This window comes from Sphingobium wenxiniae, from assembly GCF_007830065.1.
In the GTDB taxonomy this organism is placed as follows: domain Bacteria; phylum Pseudomonadota; class Alphaproteobacteria; order Sphingomonadales; family Sphingomonadaceae; genus Sphingobium; species Sphingobium wenxiniae.
Genome location: NZ_VLKK01000002.1, coordinates 1 through 15,057 on the forward strand (window position 1 = coordinate 1; position 15,057 = coordinate 15,057).

The window sequence follows — 15,057 nt, forward strand, 5'->3', positions numbered from 1 at the left end:
GCTGCTGTTCCACCTGCTGAGCAAGCTTTACGAGCGCACCAGCGTCGTCATCACCACCAACCTCAGCTTCAGCGAATGGGCTGGCGTGTTCGGTGATGCCAAGATGACAACGGCTCTGCTGGACCGGCTCACCCACCACTGTCACATCCTCGAGACCGGCAATGACAGCTTTCGGTTCAGGGCCAGCGCCGCGGACCCCAAATCACGAAAGGAAAAATAACCCGCTTGACCCACCACCCGCATAGCGGGACATACCTTCCAACCGGGTCACTTCTCGATGAAAATCCCGGGTCAACTCTCAGTGGAAATCAACACACCGAGATTTTCGTCGACGGGCAGTGGCTGCCGTTGCCCATAAGCCAGGACGACGTCGTGATTTTCCCCGGTTCCCAGGCGCACAAAGCCTATGGCATCGCGCCGACGCTGCATCGCGTGATCCAGGCCAGGGACGCGGGCGACATGGACGATGCCGAGCCGTCCAACATCACCCTGCTGCTGGGGGCCAAATGACAGGGCCTGTGCAAAGGGGGCCTGTGCAAAGGGGGCCTGTGCAAAGGGGGTAGCCCGTCGGCGCGCTCGCGGCGGGGCGAACCCTTGGCTAGCCTGCGGATGGCGGCGCGTGATCGCCGCAACAACCTTGAACGCAGACGGACAGGGAGACTCGCACGTGCCGGCGAACAGCATCCGATCGCTTCACAGATCCTTCGGCAAGAGCATTGGCCGGCTGGCGCCCGAATGGGTCGTGGACAGATACAGGCATTGGACGACCGACGCCTATGTCGTGTCCTTTCCCAAAAGCGGACGCACCTGGTTCCGCACCATGCTGGGCACCGCCTTACAGCTCCAGTTCGGGACGCGGGCGGTCGATCCCACGTCCGTCCACCTGATGTGGATGCTCGATCCCAATGTTCCCCGACTGCTGTTCACCCATGACGTGAACGCCCATCTCAACCATGTGGACGCCATAGGCTGGGACGGGCAGAGATACCGCAACAAGAAGACCATCCTGCTCGTGCGCGATCCGCGCGACACCATCGTATCGCTCTATTATGAAATGACCAAGCGGGTCCGCGCCTATGACGGGCCAATCGATGCCTTCATCCGGCAGGAGGCGGGCGGCATCGCCTCGCTGGTGGCTTTTCTCAACAGCTGGATGCGCAACCTGCACCAGATACGGGAATCGCTGCTGCTGACCTACGAGGATCTGCACGCCCAGCCGCACGCGGCTGTCCGCGCGGCGCTGGCATTCGTGGGCGCGGGGGATGTCAGCGAGGACAATATCGCCGAGGCGATCCGTCTGTCTTCCTTCGAGGCGATGCGCCGGATGGAACGGGCGGGGGAGGTCGGGCATGTCCGCCTGCGGCCCGGCGATGTGGCCGACCCCCAATCCTACAAGGTGCGAAGCGGCAGGATCGGCGGTTATCGGGAAGTCCTTTCCCCGCGGGACTGCGCGTTTCTGGACGATTATATCGCCCGGCATCTCGACCCCCGACTTGCCCGATACAAGCATGCCGTGACGGCCGGATGAAAGCGGCAGAAAATCCCGGAAGGGACATGCCCGCCGGCCAGTAAAAATATCGTTGTTCCGTCCTTGTTTTCAAACTACTATTTGACACGAGGCACGATATTGGAACTGGCGACATGTATTGGGGCAGCCACTTCAAGATTTCCGTCATTGGGCCAGAGGAAAAATGCAAAAGCCTCCAGACGCAATTGGGAGGCGGCGCGCATCGGATCGCCGTCTGGTCCCTGTCGCAGGTCCTTGCGTTGTTGGCGGATGTCGGGAAGGTTCCCGACCAGATCGTCATCCTGATCCTGACGGACGAACAGCAGAGCATCTTCGCCTGCCGACTGTTGCTTCGCCATCTCACCAGCACCCGATTGCTGTTGATATATGATTATTCCCATGGATCGATGCTTCCCGCTTCGCTGACGCCGCTGCTGGATTGTCTCGGCCGGGAACGCCCCGCCAAGGCCATGGACGCGTCCGCCGCCGGAGGAAAAGCGGCCGGGCAGGGAGAAGCCGGCCAGAACCCGCTGTCGACGCGGGAGATCGAAATCCTGCATTGCCTGGCGCATGGCCACGCGAACAAGCGTATCGCCCGCGAACTCAACATCACCGAAGCGACCGTCAAGGTCCATGCAAAGACCATCCTGCGAAAACTGAACCTGGCGAACAGGACCCAGGCCGCGATCTGGGCCATACAAAATGGTTTCGCAGGAGAGCTGCGCGACTGGGCTTCGTAGAAGGTGGGCTTCGTAGAAGGCGCGGACGGAAGCGCTGAAAGCGGACTGACGAAAACCGGGGCGGAAGCTTCCGCCCCGGCGCATCCCAGACGATCGCGGCTACGAACCGGGGGTTCCCCATGCCGACATAACTAACCTGGATCAGTGCAATCCTCTTCGCCCGCCGTTAGAGCCGCGGAACCAGTGTCCATTCTTCGCCGGCGGTCGCCGGATGCTCCATGGGAGCGGACAAAGGGAACTATTGTTCGAATTGCGTCTTTGCCGCAGCTATCCCCGCGAAGGGCCAGACAGACGAGAGTGACGATGTTTTTTGCGAACGACCGATCCCGAACCGCCACCGTTTACACCCTTCTCCTTGTCCTGCTTGTCCTGCCCTTTCTGGCGGATCTGGTCTTTCCGCTGGGGACGGCCGTGTGGGTCGCCTATCTGCTGCCGGCGGTGCTGTCCTATCTTGCGCTTCGCCCGCAGGCGCCGCTGGCCGTCGCCGCCCTCGCGACGCTGCTGACGTTCGTCGGTTTTTCCATGGCGCCGACGGGGATCGATCCTTCGGTGGCGTTGCTGAACCGGATATTGAGCGTCGGCGTCACCTGGATATTGGGCGTCCTGGGATTTTTCTTCATCCGCAATCGCAATGCGGTCGGCCAGGAAGAATGGCTGCAAAAGGGACAGGTCGGACTGGCGAAAGCGGTCGGCGGAGAACAGCCGCTGGAAGCACTGGGACACAGCGCCCTTGGCTTTCTGGCGGACTATCTGGGCGCGCGGGCCGGGGCGCTGTTCATTCGCAACGGGGACGGTTTTCGCCGCTATGCCACCTATGGCGTGCCTGCCGGAGCGCCGGTGCCGGAGCGCTTCGGGGAAGCCGACGGCCTGCTTGCCGAAGCGGCGCGGGAGGGGCGGTCCTTCCTTCTGGAAAGCGTACCCGACGATTATCTCTATTACGGATCGAGCCTTGGCCAGACCAAGCCGGAAAACCTGCTGATCGTCGCCGCCACGGCCGATGGCATGGTCAACAGCGTGATCGAGCTTGGCCTGCCGAAGGACGCCGCCCGGCCCGCGCGGCAATTGCTCGCGCGGGTGGGCGATCAGCTTGGCGTCGCCATCCGGTCCGGCAAATATCGCGCGCGCTTGCAGGAACTGCTGGAAGAAACGCAGCAGCAGGCGGAAGAATTGCAGGCGCAGAGCGAGGAATTGCGCGCCAACAATGACGAACTGGAAACGCAAAGCCGCCAGTTGCAGGAGGCCGCCGCCAGGCTTGAGACGCAGCAGAGCGAGCTGGAGGAAAGCAATGCGCGGCTGGAGGAGCAGGCCCGCCAGCTTGAAATCCAGCGCGACGACCTCACCCGCACCCAGACTTCGCTCCGGAACCAAGCCGAGGAACTCGAACAGGCCAGCCGCTACAAGTCGGAATTCCTGGCGAACATGAGCCATGAACTGCGGACGCCGCTCAATTCGCTGCTCATCATGGCGCGGCTGCTCGCGGAAAATCGTGGGGGCAACCTGACGTCCGAGCAGGTCCGCCATGCCGAGACGATCGAGACGTCGGGCAACGACCTGCTCACGCTCATCAACGACATCCTGGATATTTCGAAGATCGAGGCGGGAAAGCTGGAGCTTCAGCCCCGCCGCGTCCGCGTGGCTCCGATCGCCGAAAAGTTGCAGGCGGTGTTCGGCCCGTCGGCCGCGGACAAGGGACTGGCCTTCCGCACGGAGATCAGCGCCGACGCGCCGGAGATCGAAACCGATCCGCAGCGGCTGGAGCAGGTGCTCAAGAATTTCCTCTCCAACGCGGTCAAGTTCACCGAACGGGGCGAAATCACGCTTTCGGTCAACCGGCGCGAGGATGGGCGGCTGGCTTTCAGCGTCCGCGACACGGGCGTCGGCATCCCGGTGGATCAGCAGCAGTTGATCTTCGAAGCGTTCCGTCAGGCGGACGGCACCGCCAGCCGAAGATATGGCGGCACGGGCCTTGGCCTCTCCATCTCGCGGGAACTGGCGCGCCTTCTGGGCGGCGAGATCATGGTTGAAAGCACGGAAGGAACGGGCAGCGTCTTTTCCCTGCTGCTGCCCGAACGGTTCGATTCCGCGTCCTCGCGGATACACCCGCGCGCTCCGGCCGAACCCCGCCCATCAGGGATTTCGCCGGTCCGTCCGCCCTCCAGGCCGGCGGCGTCCGACGACCGGGAACGGCTGGCGGGCGACAGCCGCGTCATCCTGATCGTGGAGGACGATCCGGTCTTCGCGCGCATCCTGTGCGAGATCGCGCATGAGCAGGGATTCCAGTGCCTGATCGCCGGCACCGCCGACGAAGGCGCGCTGCTGGCCCGGCAATATGTGCCGCACGCGGTGATCCTGGACATGAACCTGCCCGATCACACGGGCCTGTCCGTGCTGGACCGGATCAAGCGCGACGTGCGGACCCGTCATATTCCGGTGCATGTCGTGTCGGTCGACGACGACAGCCAGGCGGCGCTGTCGAGCGGCGCGATGGGCTATCTGTTCAAGCCGGTGAAACGCGAGCAGCTGGTCGACATGCTGGAGGGATTGGAAGCGCAGATGGCCCAGCGGATGCGCCGGGTCCTGGTGGTCGAGGACGACGCGCAACAGGCCGAAAGCATCAAGCTGCTGCTTGCCTCACGCGACGTGGAAACGGTGGAGGCCCATAGCGCCGCGCAATGTTTCGACATGCTGGGCCAGGACACATTCGACTGCATGGTGCTGGACCTGAACCTGCCCGACGCGTCGGGCCTGGATCTGCTGGAACGGCTGAGCGTCGACGAGAATGTCGGTTTCCCGCCCGTCATCGTCTATACCGGGCGGGACCTTGGCCCGAACGAGGAACTGCGGCTGCGCAAATATTCCAAGTCCATCATCGTCAAGGGGGCCAAGTCGCCCGAACGGCTGCTCGACGAGGTGACGCTGTTCCTGCATCAGGTCGTGTCCGAGCTGCCCGAATCGCAGCAGCAGTTGATCGCCAAATCCCTCAACCGCGATCAGACGCTGGAGGGGAGGAATATTCTGGTGGTCGAGGACGACATCCGGAACGTTTACGCCCTGACGAGCATTTTCGAACCGCATGGAGTCAATGTCCGTATCGCCCGCAATGGCCGCGAAGCGCTCAGCACGCTCGACGAAGCCGCGCGCGCCGACGGCCATCCGATCGATCTGGTATTGATGGACGTGATGATGCCGGAAATGGACGGCCTCACCGCCACTCGCGAGATTCGCGCGCGTCCCTGGGGAGCGAACCTTCCCGTGATCGCCCTGACCGCCAAGGCGATGGAGCGCGACCAGAAGGAATGCCTCAGCGCGGGCGCCAATGACTATCTGGCCAAGCCCCTGGACGTCGACAAGCTGCTCAGCCTGGTGCGGGTATGGATGCCGCGTTGATCGAGCGGGCCGTGGAGCCGCACGAGGAAATCGAACTCGATTTGCTGCTGGAGGCGATCTGGCGGCATTATCACTATGATTTCCGCGGCTATTCCCGCAGCTCGCTGCAACGCCGCCTGCTCCGTGCGCAGCATCGCTTCGATTGCGCGAGCCTGTCGGAATTGCAGCATCGCATCCTGCGCGACCGCAAGGCCTTTGCCGAACTGATGGGCTTCCTCACCATACAGGTGAGTGAGATGTTCCGCGACCCGGCCTATTTCCGCGCCCTGCGCGAAAAGGTGATTCCTCATCTGCGCACCTATCCCTCGCTCAAGGTCTGGATCGCCGGTTGCGCCAATGGCGAGGAATTCTACTCGCTGGCCATCCTCTTCCGGGAGGAAGGACTGGAGGATCGCACCATCTTCTACTGCACGGACATCAGCCCGGCGGCCCTGCAACGGGCGGAGGCGGGCATATACAGCCTCGACCATATCGCTCATTTTACCGAGAACCATCGCCGGTCGGGCGGCCGCTCATCGCTGTCGGACTATTATACCGCCGGCTATGGCGCGGCGGTGTTCGACAAGTCGCTGCGACGCCGCACCGTTTTCGCCGAGCATAATCTGGCGAGCGACGAGGTTTTTTCGGAAGTGCAGCTCGTCTCCAGCCGGAACGTGCTGATCTATTTCGACCGGGATCTCCAGGATCGCGCTCTGGGCCTGTTCGGCCGCTCGCTGGTGCGGGGCGGCTTTCTGGGACTGGGCGCCAAGGAGACGTTGCGCTTTTCCCGCCATTCGGACGGATTTGCCGATTTCGACATAGCGGAGAAGATATTCCGCCGGAACAATCGCGCTCTCATGGAGGCCAGCCGTGCAGCCTGACGCCGTAAAAGTGCTCGCCGTCGACGATGTCGCGGAAAATCTCGCCGCGCTGGAGGCGTTGCTGAAGCGCGACGGGCTGGAACTGCTCAAGGCGCGTTCGGGCATGGAAGCGCTGGAACTGCTGCTGGTCCATGACGTGGCGCTGGCGCTGCTCGACGTCCAGATGCCGGGGATGGACGGATTCGAGCTGGCCGAACTGATGCGAGGCACGGAACGGACCCGGCGCGTGCCGATCATCTTCCTGACCGCCGTCGCGACCGATGAACGGCGCCGCTTTCGCGGTTATGAGACGGGCGCGGTGGACTATCTGCTGAAACCTGTCGATCCGCAGATCGTCCGCAACAAGGTCGACATTTTCGTGGAGCTGTTCCGCCAGCGGCTGGAACTGGCGCGCCAGCGCGACGAACATGCCGCCGCGCTGGCGCGCCTCACCGCCCATGGCGACAATTCGCCGCTCGCGCTGGTCGAACTGGACGCGGAGCAGCGCATCATCAGCTGGTCGAAAAGCGCCGAAAGGCTGTTCGGCTTTCGTACCGCCGAGATAGCGGGCTTCGACGCCGGTGAAGTCGGATGGCTCCATGATGACGAGGCGGACAGTTTCTCCACCCTCATGGAGGAGGTGATCGCCGGCGCGCTGCCGCGCACCATCCGCACGCTGCGTTTCCATACGGCGGAGGGCCTGCCGCTGGTTTGCGAATGCTATTGCTCGGCCTTGCGCGATCCGGAGGGACGCCTGTTTTCCATCAACCTCCAGATCCTTGACGTCACCGACCGGCAGCGGGCGGAGGAAACGCAAAAGCTGCTGATCGGAGAGCTGAACCACCGCGTCAAGAACACGCTTGCCTCGGTGCAGGCCATCGCCAGCCAGACGCTGCGCCATTCGGCGGGGCCTTCGGAGTTCGCCTCCACATTCATGGGCCGGATTCATTCGCTGGCCAGCGCCCATTCGCTGCTGAGCGGGGCCACCTGGCAGGGCGCGAGCCTCAAGGGGCTGATCGAGGGCCAGCTGTCCATCGGCTCCATCGACGCGGAGCGGTTCGAAGCAGCCGGGCCGGATATCGATTTGCAGCCCGAACCCGCGCTTCACCTGGCGCTGGTGCTGCATGAACTGGTGACGAACGCCCACAAATATGGGGCGCTGTCAGTGCCCGAAGGCCGGGTGCGTCTGGAATGGCGGGTGGCCAAGGGGCGGCTGACGCTCGACTGGGCCGAGAGCGGCGGGCCGGCGGTGGCGCCGCCGCGGCGCAAGGGCTTTGGCACCGCCCTTATCGAACGGAGCCTGCGGGCCGACGGGGGCCATGCGGAGCCGCGCTATGGCTCCGAAGGAATGGGATGGACGCTGACCCTCCCCTATCTCGCATCGCCCAAAGGCGCGAAGGACCATCCGCCTGCGGCGAGCGTGGAGAAGAACAGGCAGGCCCCCGAAAGGATCAAGGCGGATCGGACCTGCAAGCGCCTTCTTCTGGTGGAAGACGAAACGCTGATCGCCTTCGAGCTTACCGCGATATTGGAGGATGCGGGGATGGAGGTGACGGGAACCGCAGCCAGCGTCGGGGAGGCCCTGAAGATCATCGCGCACGCCGATCTCGACGGTGCGCTTGTCGACGGGAATCTGCAGGGGGAACCGGCGGACGAAATCGCCCGGGCCCTGACCGGGCGTTCCATTCCGTTCCTGTTCGTCAGCGGCTATGGCAGCGATCATCTGCCCGCCGATTTCCGGCATATCCCGGTCGTCGACAAACCTTTCGACAGGGAGCAGCTGCTCGGCGCGATAGCCCGGCTCTTTCGCGGCGACCGATGTTCGGCATGAGAGAAGGCGGTGGATCGGGCAGGCCGCAACCCGCCTGTCCACCGCGCCATATTACCGGATGAACTGGTTGATATAATCCTCGCCCATGCCATGGTCGCGATACCACTGGTCGCAATAGCCGAGCAGGCTGAGGCAATTGTCATAGGCGATGGGCTTGTCATTTTCGTCGACCGAGATGAGGCCGCCGTGCATGACGTAGAGCGCCATCATGGATTCCTTGACGGTGAGGGTATGGATGTCGCCGGTCGGTTCCCAGACGAAGCTGCCCGCCTCCGCGGTCCAGCTATGCTCGGGATAATACCAGCTCCCCTCGATCGTGTAGGAGTAAACGGGGCCGTCATGGACGTGGCGGCCCACCACGCCCGGCGTCGGATAGCGCAGCACGTTCACCGTGACGCCGCCCGCGACATCGAACATCAGCGGCAGATACCAGTGGCCGGCCGGACGCTGGACCCACTGCGGGCTGTCAGCCTCGGGGATCTTGATAACCACGTCCTTGGGCAGGTGCAGACCGGCCAGGCCGGTCGGCTTGAAATCCTTCGCAACCTTGTTCATGTGCGTCTCCTCTATCGGCTCCGCTCCTAGCGCCTAGTCTTCCCGCGCGCGAAGCTCCTTGTGTTCGATCGGGCAACCCTATCACCCATGTGATCGATAACATGCGGGGGCAGGCTCTTCCAAAAGCTGAACTGACCCGTTCGCCTTGAAATGCGGCCATCATAGGCTGTACCCGATCTTTTTGCCATGGCAGGCGTGGGTAGACGGCAGGTTGTATTTTCCCCGTCCAGCGATATCCCTCCATCATTCGTGAGAATCTCGGGTCCGCATACCGCCGATACCGGGGCCACATGCCAACAACCAATGGTGAGATGTCCGATGCCTGATTTCCCCACATCGCTGCTGTATGTCGACGGCAAGCTCCGACCGGCCGAAGGCGGCCGCACCTTCGATGTCGAATCGCCGGTCAACGCCAAGATCGTCGGTCAGGCGGCGGACGCGACCGCCAGCGACGTGGATGAGGCAATCGCCGCCGCCCGGCGGGCGTTCGACGACACCGACTGGCCGACCAACCTGCCCAAGCGGATCGAGGCGCTGCGTCGTTGGCAGAAGGCCATGCAGGACAGCGCGAACGACTGGCGCGACCGTATCATGGCGGAGTCCGGCTGCACGCGCCTCATGTCGCACATGCTCCACCTCGACAAGCCCATCGAGATGATCGGATGGACGATAGGCATGGTGGAGCAATTCGAATGGCAGCGCGACCTGGGCGTTGATTCCACCCTGGGCATGCCGAGCCGCCGTCTCGTGCTGAAGGAAGCGGCCGGGGTCGTCGGCGCGATCACGCCCTGGAACGTGCCGATGCAGATCAATGTCGCCAAGGTGGTGACGGCGCTGGCCGCGGGCTGCACCGTCATTCTGAAGCCGGCGCCCGACACGCCATGGGCCGCGGCTTTCATGGGCGAGGCCGCTGAAAAGGCCGGGCTGCCCGCCGGCATATTCAACGTTCTCACCAGCGGCGACAAGGCGGCGCCGGGAGAACAGATCGTTGCCGATCCACGCGTCGACGTGATTTCCTTCACCGGTTCGACCGGCGTGGGCAAGCGCATCATGGAGGCGGCAGCGCCGACGCTGAAGCGCGTCTTTCTGGAACTGGGCGGCAAGTCGGCGAACATCATCCTCGACGACGCGCAGTTTCCGCAGGCGCTGGAAGGCGGCGTCGGCGTCTGCTTCCACGCCGGGCAAGGCTGCGCCCTCACGACCCGCCTGCTCGTTCCCCGCTCACGCTATGACGAAGCCGTCGCCATCCTCAAGGCGATGTTCGAGGCGATGCCCTATGGCGACCCCGATTCGATGGAACAGATCATGGGTCCGCTTGTGTCCAGGGCGCAATATGACCGCGTTCTGAACTATATCGAAACCGGCAAGCAGGAGGGCGCGCGACTGGTGGCGGGCGGCAGCGCCGCGCTGACCGAAACCGGCGGCTATTATGTCCAGCCCACGCTGTTCGCCGATGTCGACAATGGGATGCGGATCGCGCAGGAGGAAATCTTCGGCCCGGTGCTGGTGGTCATTCCCTTCGATGACGACGATGATGCCGTGCGGATCGCCAATGATTCAAAATATGGCCTCAGCGGCGCGGTGCAGTCCGCCGATCCGCAGCGCGCCCTGTCCGTTGCGAAGCGTATCCGCACCGGCACCGTCGCCATCAACAAGAGCGCCTATTTCGGCGCCGATGCTCCCTTTGGCGGTTACAAGCAAAGCGGCCTGGGACGCGAAATGGGGCTGGAGGGCTTCGAGGAGTATCTTCAGACCAAGACGGTGTCCCTCGAAGCGGAACCGGCCTGATCGCGCGGGGGGGGAACCCGGACAGCTTCGAGTTCCCCCGCGATGCGATTGATGATCTGATCCGGCCCGGCTTGTCCTGATATTCTGATCCAACCGCACCAGCCCGCGTCCGGCGGGCTGTAAGGCCGACGATCTGCACCGAGCCGTTTAAGTTCAGGAAACCGGCCAGACCTTATTTGCCCACGCCGCGACATCGGCGGCGAACAGGTCGGGCTTTTCCATGGCGGCGAAATGGCCGCCGCCTGGCATATCGGTCCAATGCATCAGGTCGCTGGCGACGAGTTCCACCCGGCTGCGCGGCGGAACAGGCAGCAGCGCGTCGCCGGGGAAGGCCGCTATGCCCAGCGGCACGTTGCACTTGCTGCCCGCCGGAAGATCCAGCCGACCTTCCCGGGCCAGGCCGTTATAGTACAGAATCGCGCTTTCGAAGCTGCCCGTCATCACATACAGCATGATGTTGGTGACGAGGTGATCGAGACCGAAGACCGATTCCAGATCGCCTTCCGACAGATCCGCCCAGTCATGGAAGCGTTCCAATATCCACGCTGCCTGCCCGAGGGGATTGCCGGCCCCCAGATAGATCAGCGACATGGGCTTCATCATCTGCACCATGCTGTATCCGCTCAGCATCTGGTAGGCGAGCATCGACTTTTGCGCCCACGCCTTTTCCGCGTCATTCTGCGGCGGCAGTTCGGAGCGGAGCGCCACCATGTTGAGGTGGATGCCGCGCACCGCCGCGCTATGATTGAGGCCGAGATTGGCGGTCACGACGCTGCCCCAATCGCCGCCCTGCGCCAGATAAGCGGGATAGCCGAGCACCTGCGTCATCAGCTTGTCCCACAGGGCGGCGGTTGCCTTCGGCCCCATCGGCTGGGCGGGCTTGCCGCTGAAGGCATAGCCGGGCAGGCTGGGCATCACCAGATCGAACGCATCGGACGCCCGGCCGCCATGGCGCGACGGGAATGCCAGCTTTTCGATCACGTCCCAGAATTCATAATGGGAACCAGGCCAGCCATGCGTCATCAGCAGCGGCCGGTTCCCTTCCCCCTCGCCCTTCACATGGATGAAATGGATCGGCAGGCCGTCCACCTCCGCGATGAACTGGGGATAAAGGTTGAGCGAGGCCATGCCCGCCCGCCAGTCGTAGCCATCGATCCAATAGTCGCGGAAGCGCAGCAGAAAATCGCGGTCGCAGCCGATCGTCCAGCCCGCTCCTTCGGGAGCGGCCGGCACCATGCTGTCCGCCAGACGCCGCCTGAGCGCATCGATTTCCGTTTCCGTCCACGTCACGCTGAAAGGCTTCATGCCACTCTCTCCCTTAAGGCCGGCCGGGCGTTATTGCCTTATAGTGCGATGCGCAGCAAGATGATCGACCATAACCCTATTTCAACATCCATGCGATGCCTGCCATCGACTCCATGCTGTTCCCATCCCTGCTCTTGCGCTCGCAAAGCGCATGGCCCCATTGGATGGAGGAGGAAGAAGCCATGCAGACAAGTACAACCGTTTTGCTTGCCGTCGACGGGCCGGTCGCGACGGTCACGCTCAATCGGCCCGAAGCGCTCAACGCGCTGTCCGGGGAATTGACCGCGCGGCTGGCCGGCGTGTTCAACGCGCTTCAGGCGATGAAAGACGTCAAGGTCGCCATCCTGACCGGCGCCGGGCGTGCTTTTTGCGCTGGCATGGACCTTAAGGAACTGGCCAGCGGCGAAGCCGGACTCCAGGCGCCGGACGAGGTGCGCGGCGCAGGCCACAACCGGTTCGGCATGGCCGTCTTCGATCGTCCGGTCATAGGCGCGATCAATGGCGCCGCGATCACGGGCGGGCTGGAACTGGCGATGTGCTGCGACATGCGCATCGCATCCGCTACCGCGCGCTTTGCCGACACGCATGCGCGCGTGGGCGTCATTCCCGGAGGCAGCATGTCGGCGTTGCTGCCGCGCCTGATCGGACTTGGCCGGGCGAAGGAAATGTCGCTCACCGGCAAGATGATCGATGCCGCCACCGCCGACCGCTGGGGCCTCGTCAACCGCGTGGTGGAGCCGGACGAGCTGATGTCCGCGAGCATGGCGCTGGCGCAGGAGATCGCCGCTGTCGACGGCGATACGCTGCGCACCTATAATCACCTGATCAGCGAGAATTTCGGCATGAGCTTCGCCGATGCCCTCGACAATGAACATATCCGGTCGCGCGACGCCAATCAGCGTTTCGAGCGTGGACGGGTTGACGTCGCCTCACTCACCCGGCCGCGCTGATGCTGCGCCGACACATGCATGGAGAGATTGAATGACTGCCATAAACGAAGGTACTGACCTGACCGTCGAGGACGGCGTCGCCGTCGTCACGCTGGACTTCCCGCCCGTCAACGCCATGTCGCCCGCCTTGATGGACGGGCTGTACGATGCGCTGACCGCTTCGCTCGACGATCCGGCGGTCAAGGCTATCGTCCTCATCTGCGCCGGCCGCACGTTCATCGCCGGCGCCGACCTCAAGTCGGTCGGCAAGGTCGAGCCGAAGGTCGATTTCTTCGGGTTGCAGGACGCCATCGAAAATTCGCCCAAGCCGACGATCGCGGCGCTGCATGGCACGCCGCTCGGCGGCGGGCTGGAGACGGCGATGACGCTCCATTACCGCATCGCGACCCCGAGCACCCGCATGGGACTGCCCGAGGTGAAGCTGGGCCTGCTCCCCGGCGGCGGCGGCACCCAGCGCATGCCGCGCATCGTCGGCGCGGAGGCGGCGCTCGACCTGTTGCTCACCGGACGTCAGGTTCCCGCGAAGGAAGCGCTGGCGATCGGCCTTGTCGACCGGATTGCGAGCGGTGAGGATACGCTGCGCGCCGATGCGGTCGCCTTCGCGCGCGAACTGATCGCAAGCGGGAAACCGCCGCAGCGCATCCGCGACATCGAGGAAAAGGTCGCCGCCGACCGCGCCGATCCGGGCCTGATGGACCGTCTGCGGGAAAAATGGGCGAAGGCGATGAAGGGCCTGGCCGCCCCGCAGGCGATCTTCCGCTGCGTCGCCGCCGCCGTGAAAGGCCCGTGGGAGGCAGGCATCGCCGTCGAACGCAGCGAGTTCGGCCCCCTGCTCAACGGCGCACAATCCGCCGCGCTGCGCCATATCTTCATGGCTGAACGCGCCGCGGCCAAGATTCCGGGCCTGCCCAAGGATCTGGCGCTGCGCCCGATCAGAACGGTGGCCGTCATCGGCGGCGGCACCATGGGCAGCGGCATCGCAACCGCCTTCCTCGACGCGGGCTTCCCCGTCACCATGATCGAGATGAACCAGGACGCGCTCGATCGCGGCGCCGCAGCCGTGAAGGGCGTGTTCACCTCGCGCGCCGAACGCGGCAAGCTGACGCAGGACAAGGCGGACGCACGGATCGCCGCCCTTTCGACCGCGCTCGATCTGTCCGCCGCCGCCGATGCCGATCTGGTGGTGGAGGCAGTGTTCGAGAATCTCGACGTGAAGAAGGATCTGTTCGCGAAGCTGAGCGCCGTCGCGCGGCCGGATGCGATCCTCGCCACCAACACCAGCTTCCTGGACGTGAACGCGATTGCGGCGAGCGCGACCCATCCCGAGCGCGTGCTCGGCCTCCACTTCTTTTCGCCTGCGCATGTCATGCGCCTGCTTGAGATTGTGCGCGGCGAGAAGACGGAGGACGCCGTCCTCGCAACCGCGATGGACCTCGGCAAGAAGCTCGGCAAGATCGCGGTCGTCTCCGGCGTCTGTCCCGGTTTCATCGGCAACCGCATTCTCTCCGAGCGGCAGGCCCAGGCCAACGCCATGCTGGCCGAAGGCGTCCTGCCGTGGGACATCGACTCCGCCCTGGTCGATTTCGGCTTTCCCATGGGGCCGTTCCAGATGTTCGACCTGGCGGGCCTCGACATCGGCGAGAGCGACCGCGATCCCGTGCGGAAGGCATTGGCCTCGGCGGGCCGCAAGGGGCAGAAGACCGGCTCGGGCTATTACGACTATTCAGGCGGACGACAGGGCAAGCCCGACCCGGCGACGCTCGACATCATCACGCAAGTCACCGGCGCCACGCCGGGTTCCAAGACGATCAGCCCCGAGGACATTCTCGCCCGCCTTCTCTACCCCATGATCAACGAGGGCGCGAAGATCCTGGAGGAAGGCATCGCCTTCCGCGCGTCAGACATCGATATGGTCTGGATCACCGGCTATGGCTGGCCCAGCCACAAGGGCGGCCCCATGTTCTATGCCGACCAGATCGGGCTGCCGAAGGTCGTCGAGGCGCTGCGCGCAATGCCGGGCATCACCCTGTCGCCGCTTCTCGAAAAGCGCGCGGCGGAAGGCGGCAAGTTCAACGGCTGAACGCCGGATTTCGCTGTCATGGAAAAGGGCGTCACGCCAGTTTAGCGTGACGCCCTTTCCCTATCCTGCCGGTCG

At 64.0% G+C, this 15,057-nt stretch carries 12 protein-coding genes; 10 read left to right on the forward strand and 2 right to left on the reverse strand.

The window, feature by feature from the left end:
- The 7 genes from IQ35_RS02445 to IQ35_RS02475 form a co-directional block, all read left to right on the forward strand.
- On the forward strand, positions 1-220 hold a 220-nt coding region (locus tag IQ35_RS02445), incomplete at its 5' end, for an ATP-binding protein (RefSeq protein ID WP_158636562.1).
- 5 nt (positions 221-225) lie between these two features.
- Positions 226-510 (forward strand): hypothetical protein, encoded by a 285-nt coding sequence (locus IQ35_RS02450; protein WP_145071880.1) that lies wholly within the window; start codon positions 226-228, stop codon positions 508-510.
- A gap of 157 nt (positions 511-667) precedes the next feature.
- Positions 668-1,528, forward strand: coding sequence for a sulfotransferase domain-containing protein (locus tag IQ35_RS02455; RefSeq protein ID WP_158636563.1), 861 nt, complete (start codon positions 668-670; stop codon positions 1,526-1,528).
- Between the two features lie 113 nt (positions 1,529-1,641).
- Positions 1,642-2,247 carry a helix-turn-helix transcriptional regulator gene (locus IQ35_RS02460; RefSeq protein WP_021246115.1) on the forward strand — a complete coding sequence of 202 codons (606 nt, stop codon included), beginning with the start codon at positions 1,642-1,644 and terminating at the stop codon, positions 2,245-2,247.
- Between the two features lie 303 nt (positions 2,248-2,550).
- Entirely contained in the window at positions 2,551-5,634 is a 3,084-nt protein-coding gene (locus IQ35_RS02465) for a response regulator (RefSeq protein ID WP_145072054.1), read from the forward strand.
- Positions 5,619-6,494 (forward strand): CheR family methyltransferase, encoded by an 876-nt coding sequence (locus tag IQ35_RS02470; protein ID WP_145071882.1) that lies wholly within the window; start codon positions 5,619-5,621, stop codon positions 6,492-6,494. Before IQ35_RS02465 ends, IQ35_RS02470 begins: the two co-directional genes overlap by 16 nt.
- Positions 6,484-8,304 carry a response regulator gene (locus IQ35_RS02475; RefSeq protein WP_145071883.1) on the forward strand — a complete coding sequence of 607 codons (1,821 nt, stop codon included), beginning with the start codon at positions 6,484-6,486 and terminating at the stop codon, positions 8,302-8,304. Before IQ35_RS02470 ends, IQ35_RS02475 begins: the two co-directional genes overlap by 11 nt.
- Positions 8,305-8,355: 51 nt before the next feature.
- Here IQ35_RS02475 and IQ35_RS02480 read toward each other — a convergent pair whose 3' ends face one another.
- On the reverse strand, positions 8,356-8,859 hold the full coding sequence (locus IQ35_RS02480; RefSeq protein WP_021246111.1) for a 2,4'-dihydroxyacetophenone dioxygenase family protein: 504 nt from the start codon (positions 8,857-8,859) through the stop codon (positions 8,356-8,358).
- Positions 8,860-9,177: 318 nt separating this feature from the next.
- Here IQ35_RS02480 and IQ35_RS02485 point away from each other — a divergent pair, with 318 nt between their 5' ends.
- On the forward strand, positions 9,178-10,647 hold the full coding sequence (locus IQ35_RS02485) for an aldehyde dehydrogenase family protein (RefSeq protein WP_145071884.1): 1,470 nt from the start codon (positions 9,178-9,180) through the stop codon (positions 10,645-10,647).
- A 153-nt stretch (positions 10,648-10,800) separates the two neighbouring features.
- Here IQ35_RS02485 and IQ35_RS02490 read toward each other — a convergent pair whose 3' ends face one another.
- Positions 10,801-11,952: an epoxide hydrolase family protein gene (locus IQ35_RS02490; RefSeq protein ID WP_021246109.1), complete on the reverse strand. Its 1,152-nt coding sequence runs from the start codon at positions 11,950-11,952 to the stop codon at positions 10,801-10,803.
- 182 nt (positions 11,953-12,134) lie between these two features.
- Between IQ35_RS02490 and IQ35_RS02495 the strand changes: the two genes are divergently transcribed.
- Both IQ35_RS02495 and IQ35_RS02500 read left to right on the forward strand, forming a co-directional pair.
- The gene (locus IQ35_RS02495) at positions 12,135-12,902 is read left to right on the forward strand and encodes an enoyl-CoA hydratase (protein WP_158636564.1); all 768 of its coding nucleotides are present in this window, start codon (positions 12,135-12,137) and stop codon (positions 12,900-12,902) included.
- 31 nt (positions 12,903-12,933) lie between these two features.
- Positions 12,934-14,982 carry a 3-hydroxyacyl-CoA dehydrogenase NAD-binding domain-containing protein gene (locus IQ35_RS02500; protein ID WP_145071886.1) on the forward strand — a complete coding sequence of 683 codons (2,049 nt, stop codon included), beginning with the start codon at positions 12,934-12,936 and terminating at the stop codon, positions 14,980-14,982.
- The last annotated feature ends 75 nt before the right edge of the window (positions 14,983-15,057 follow it).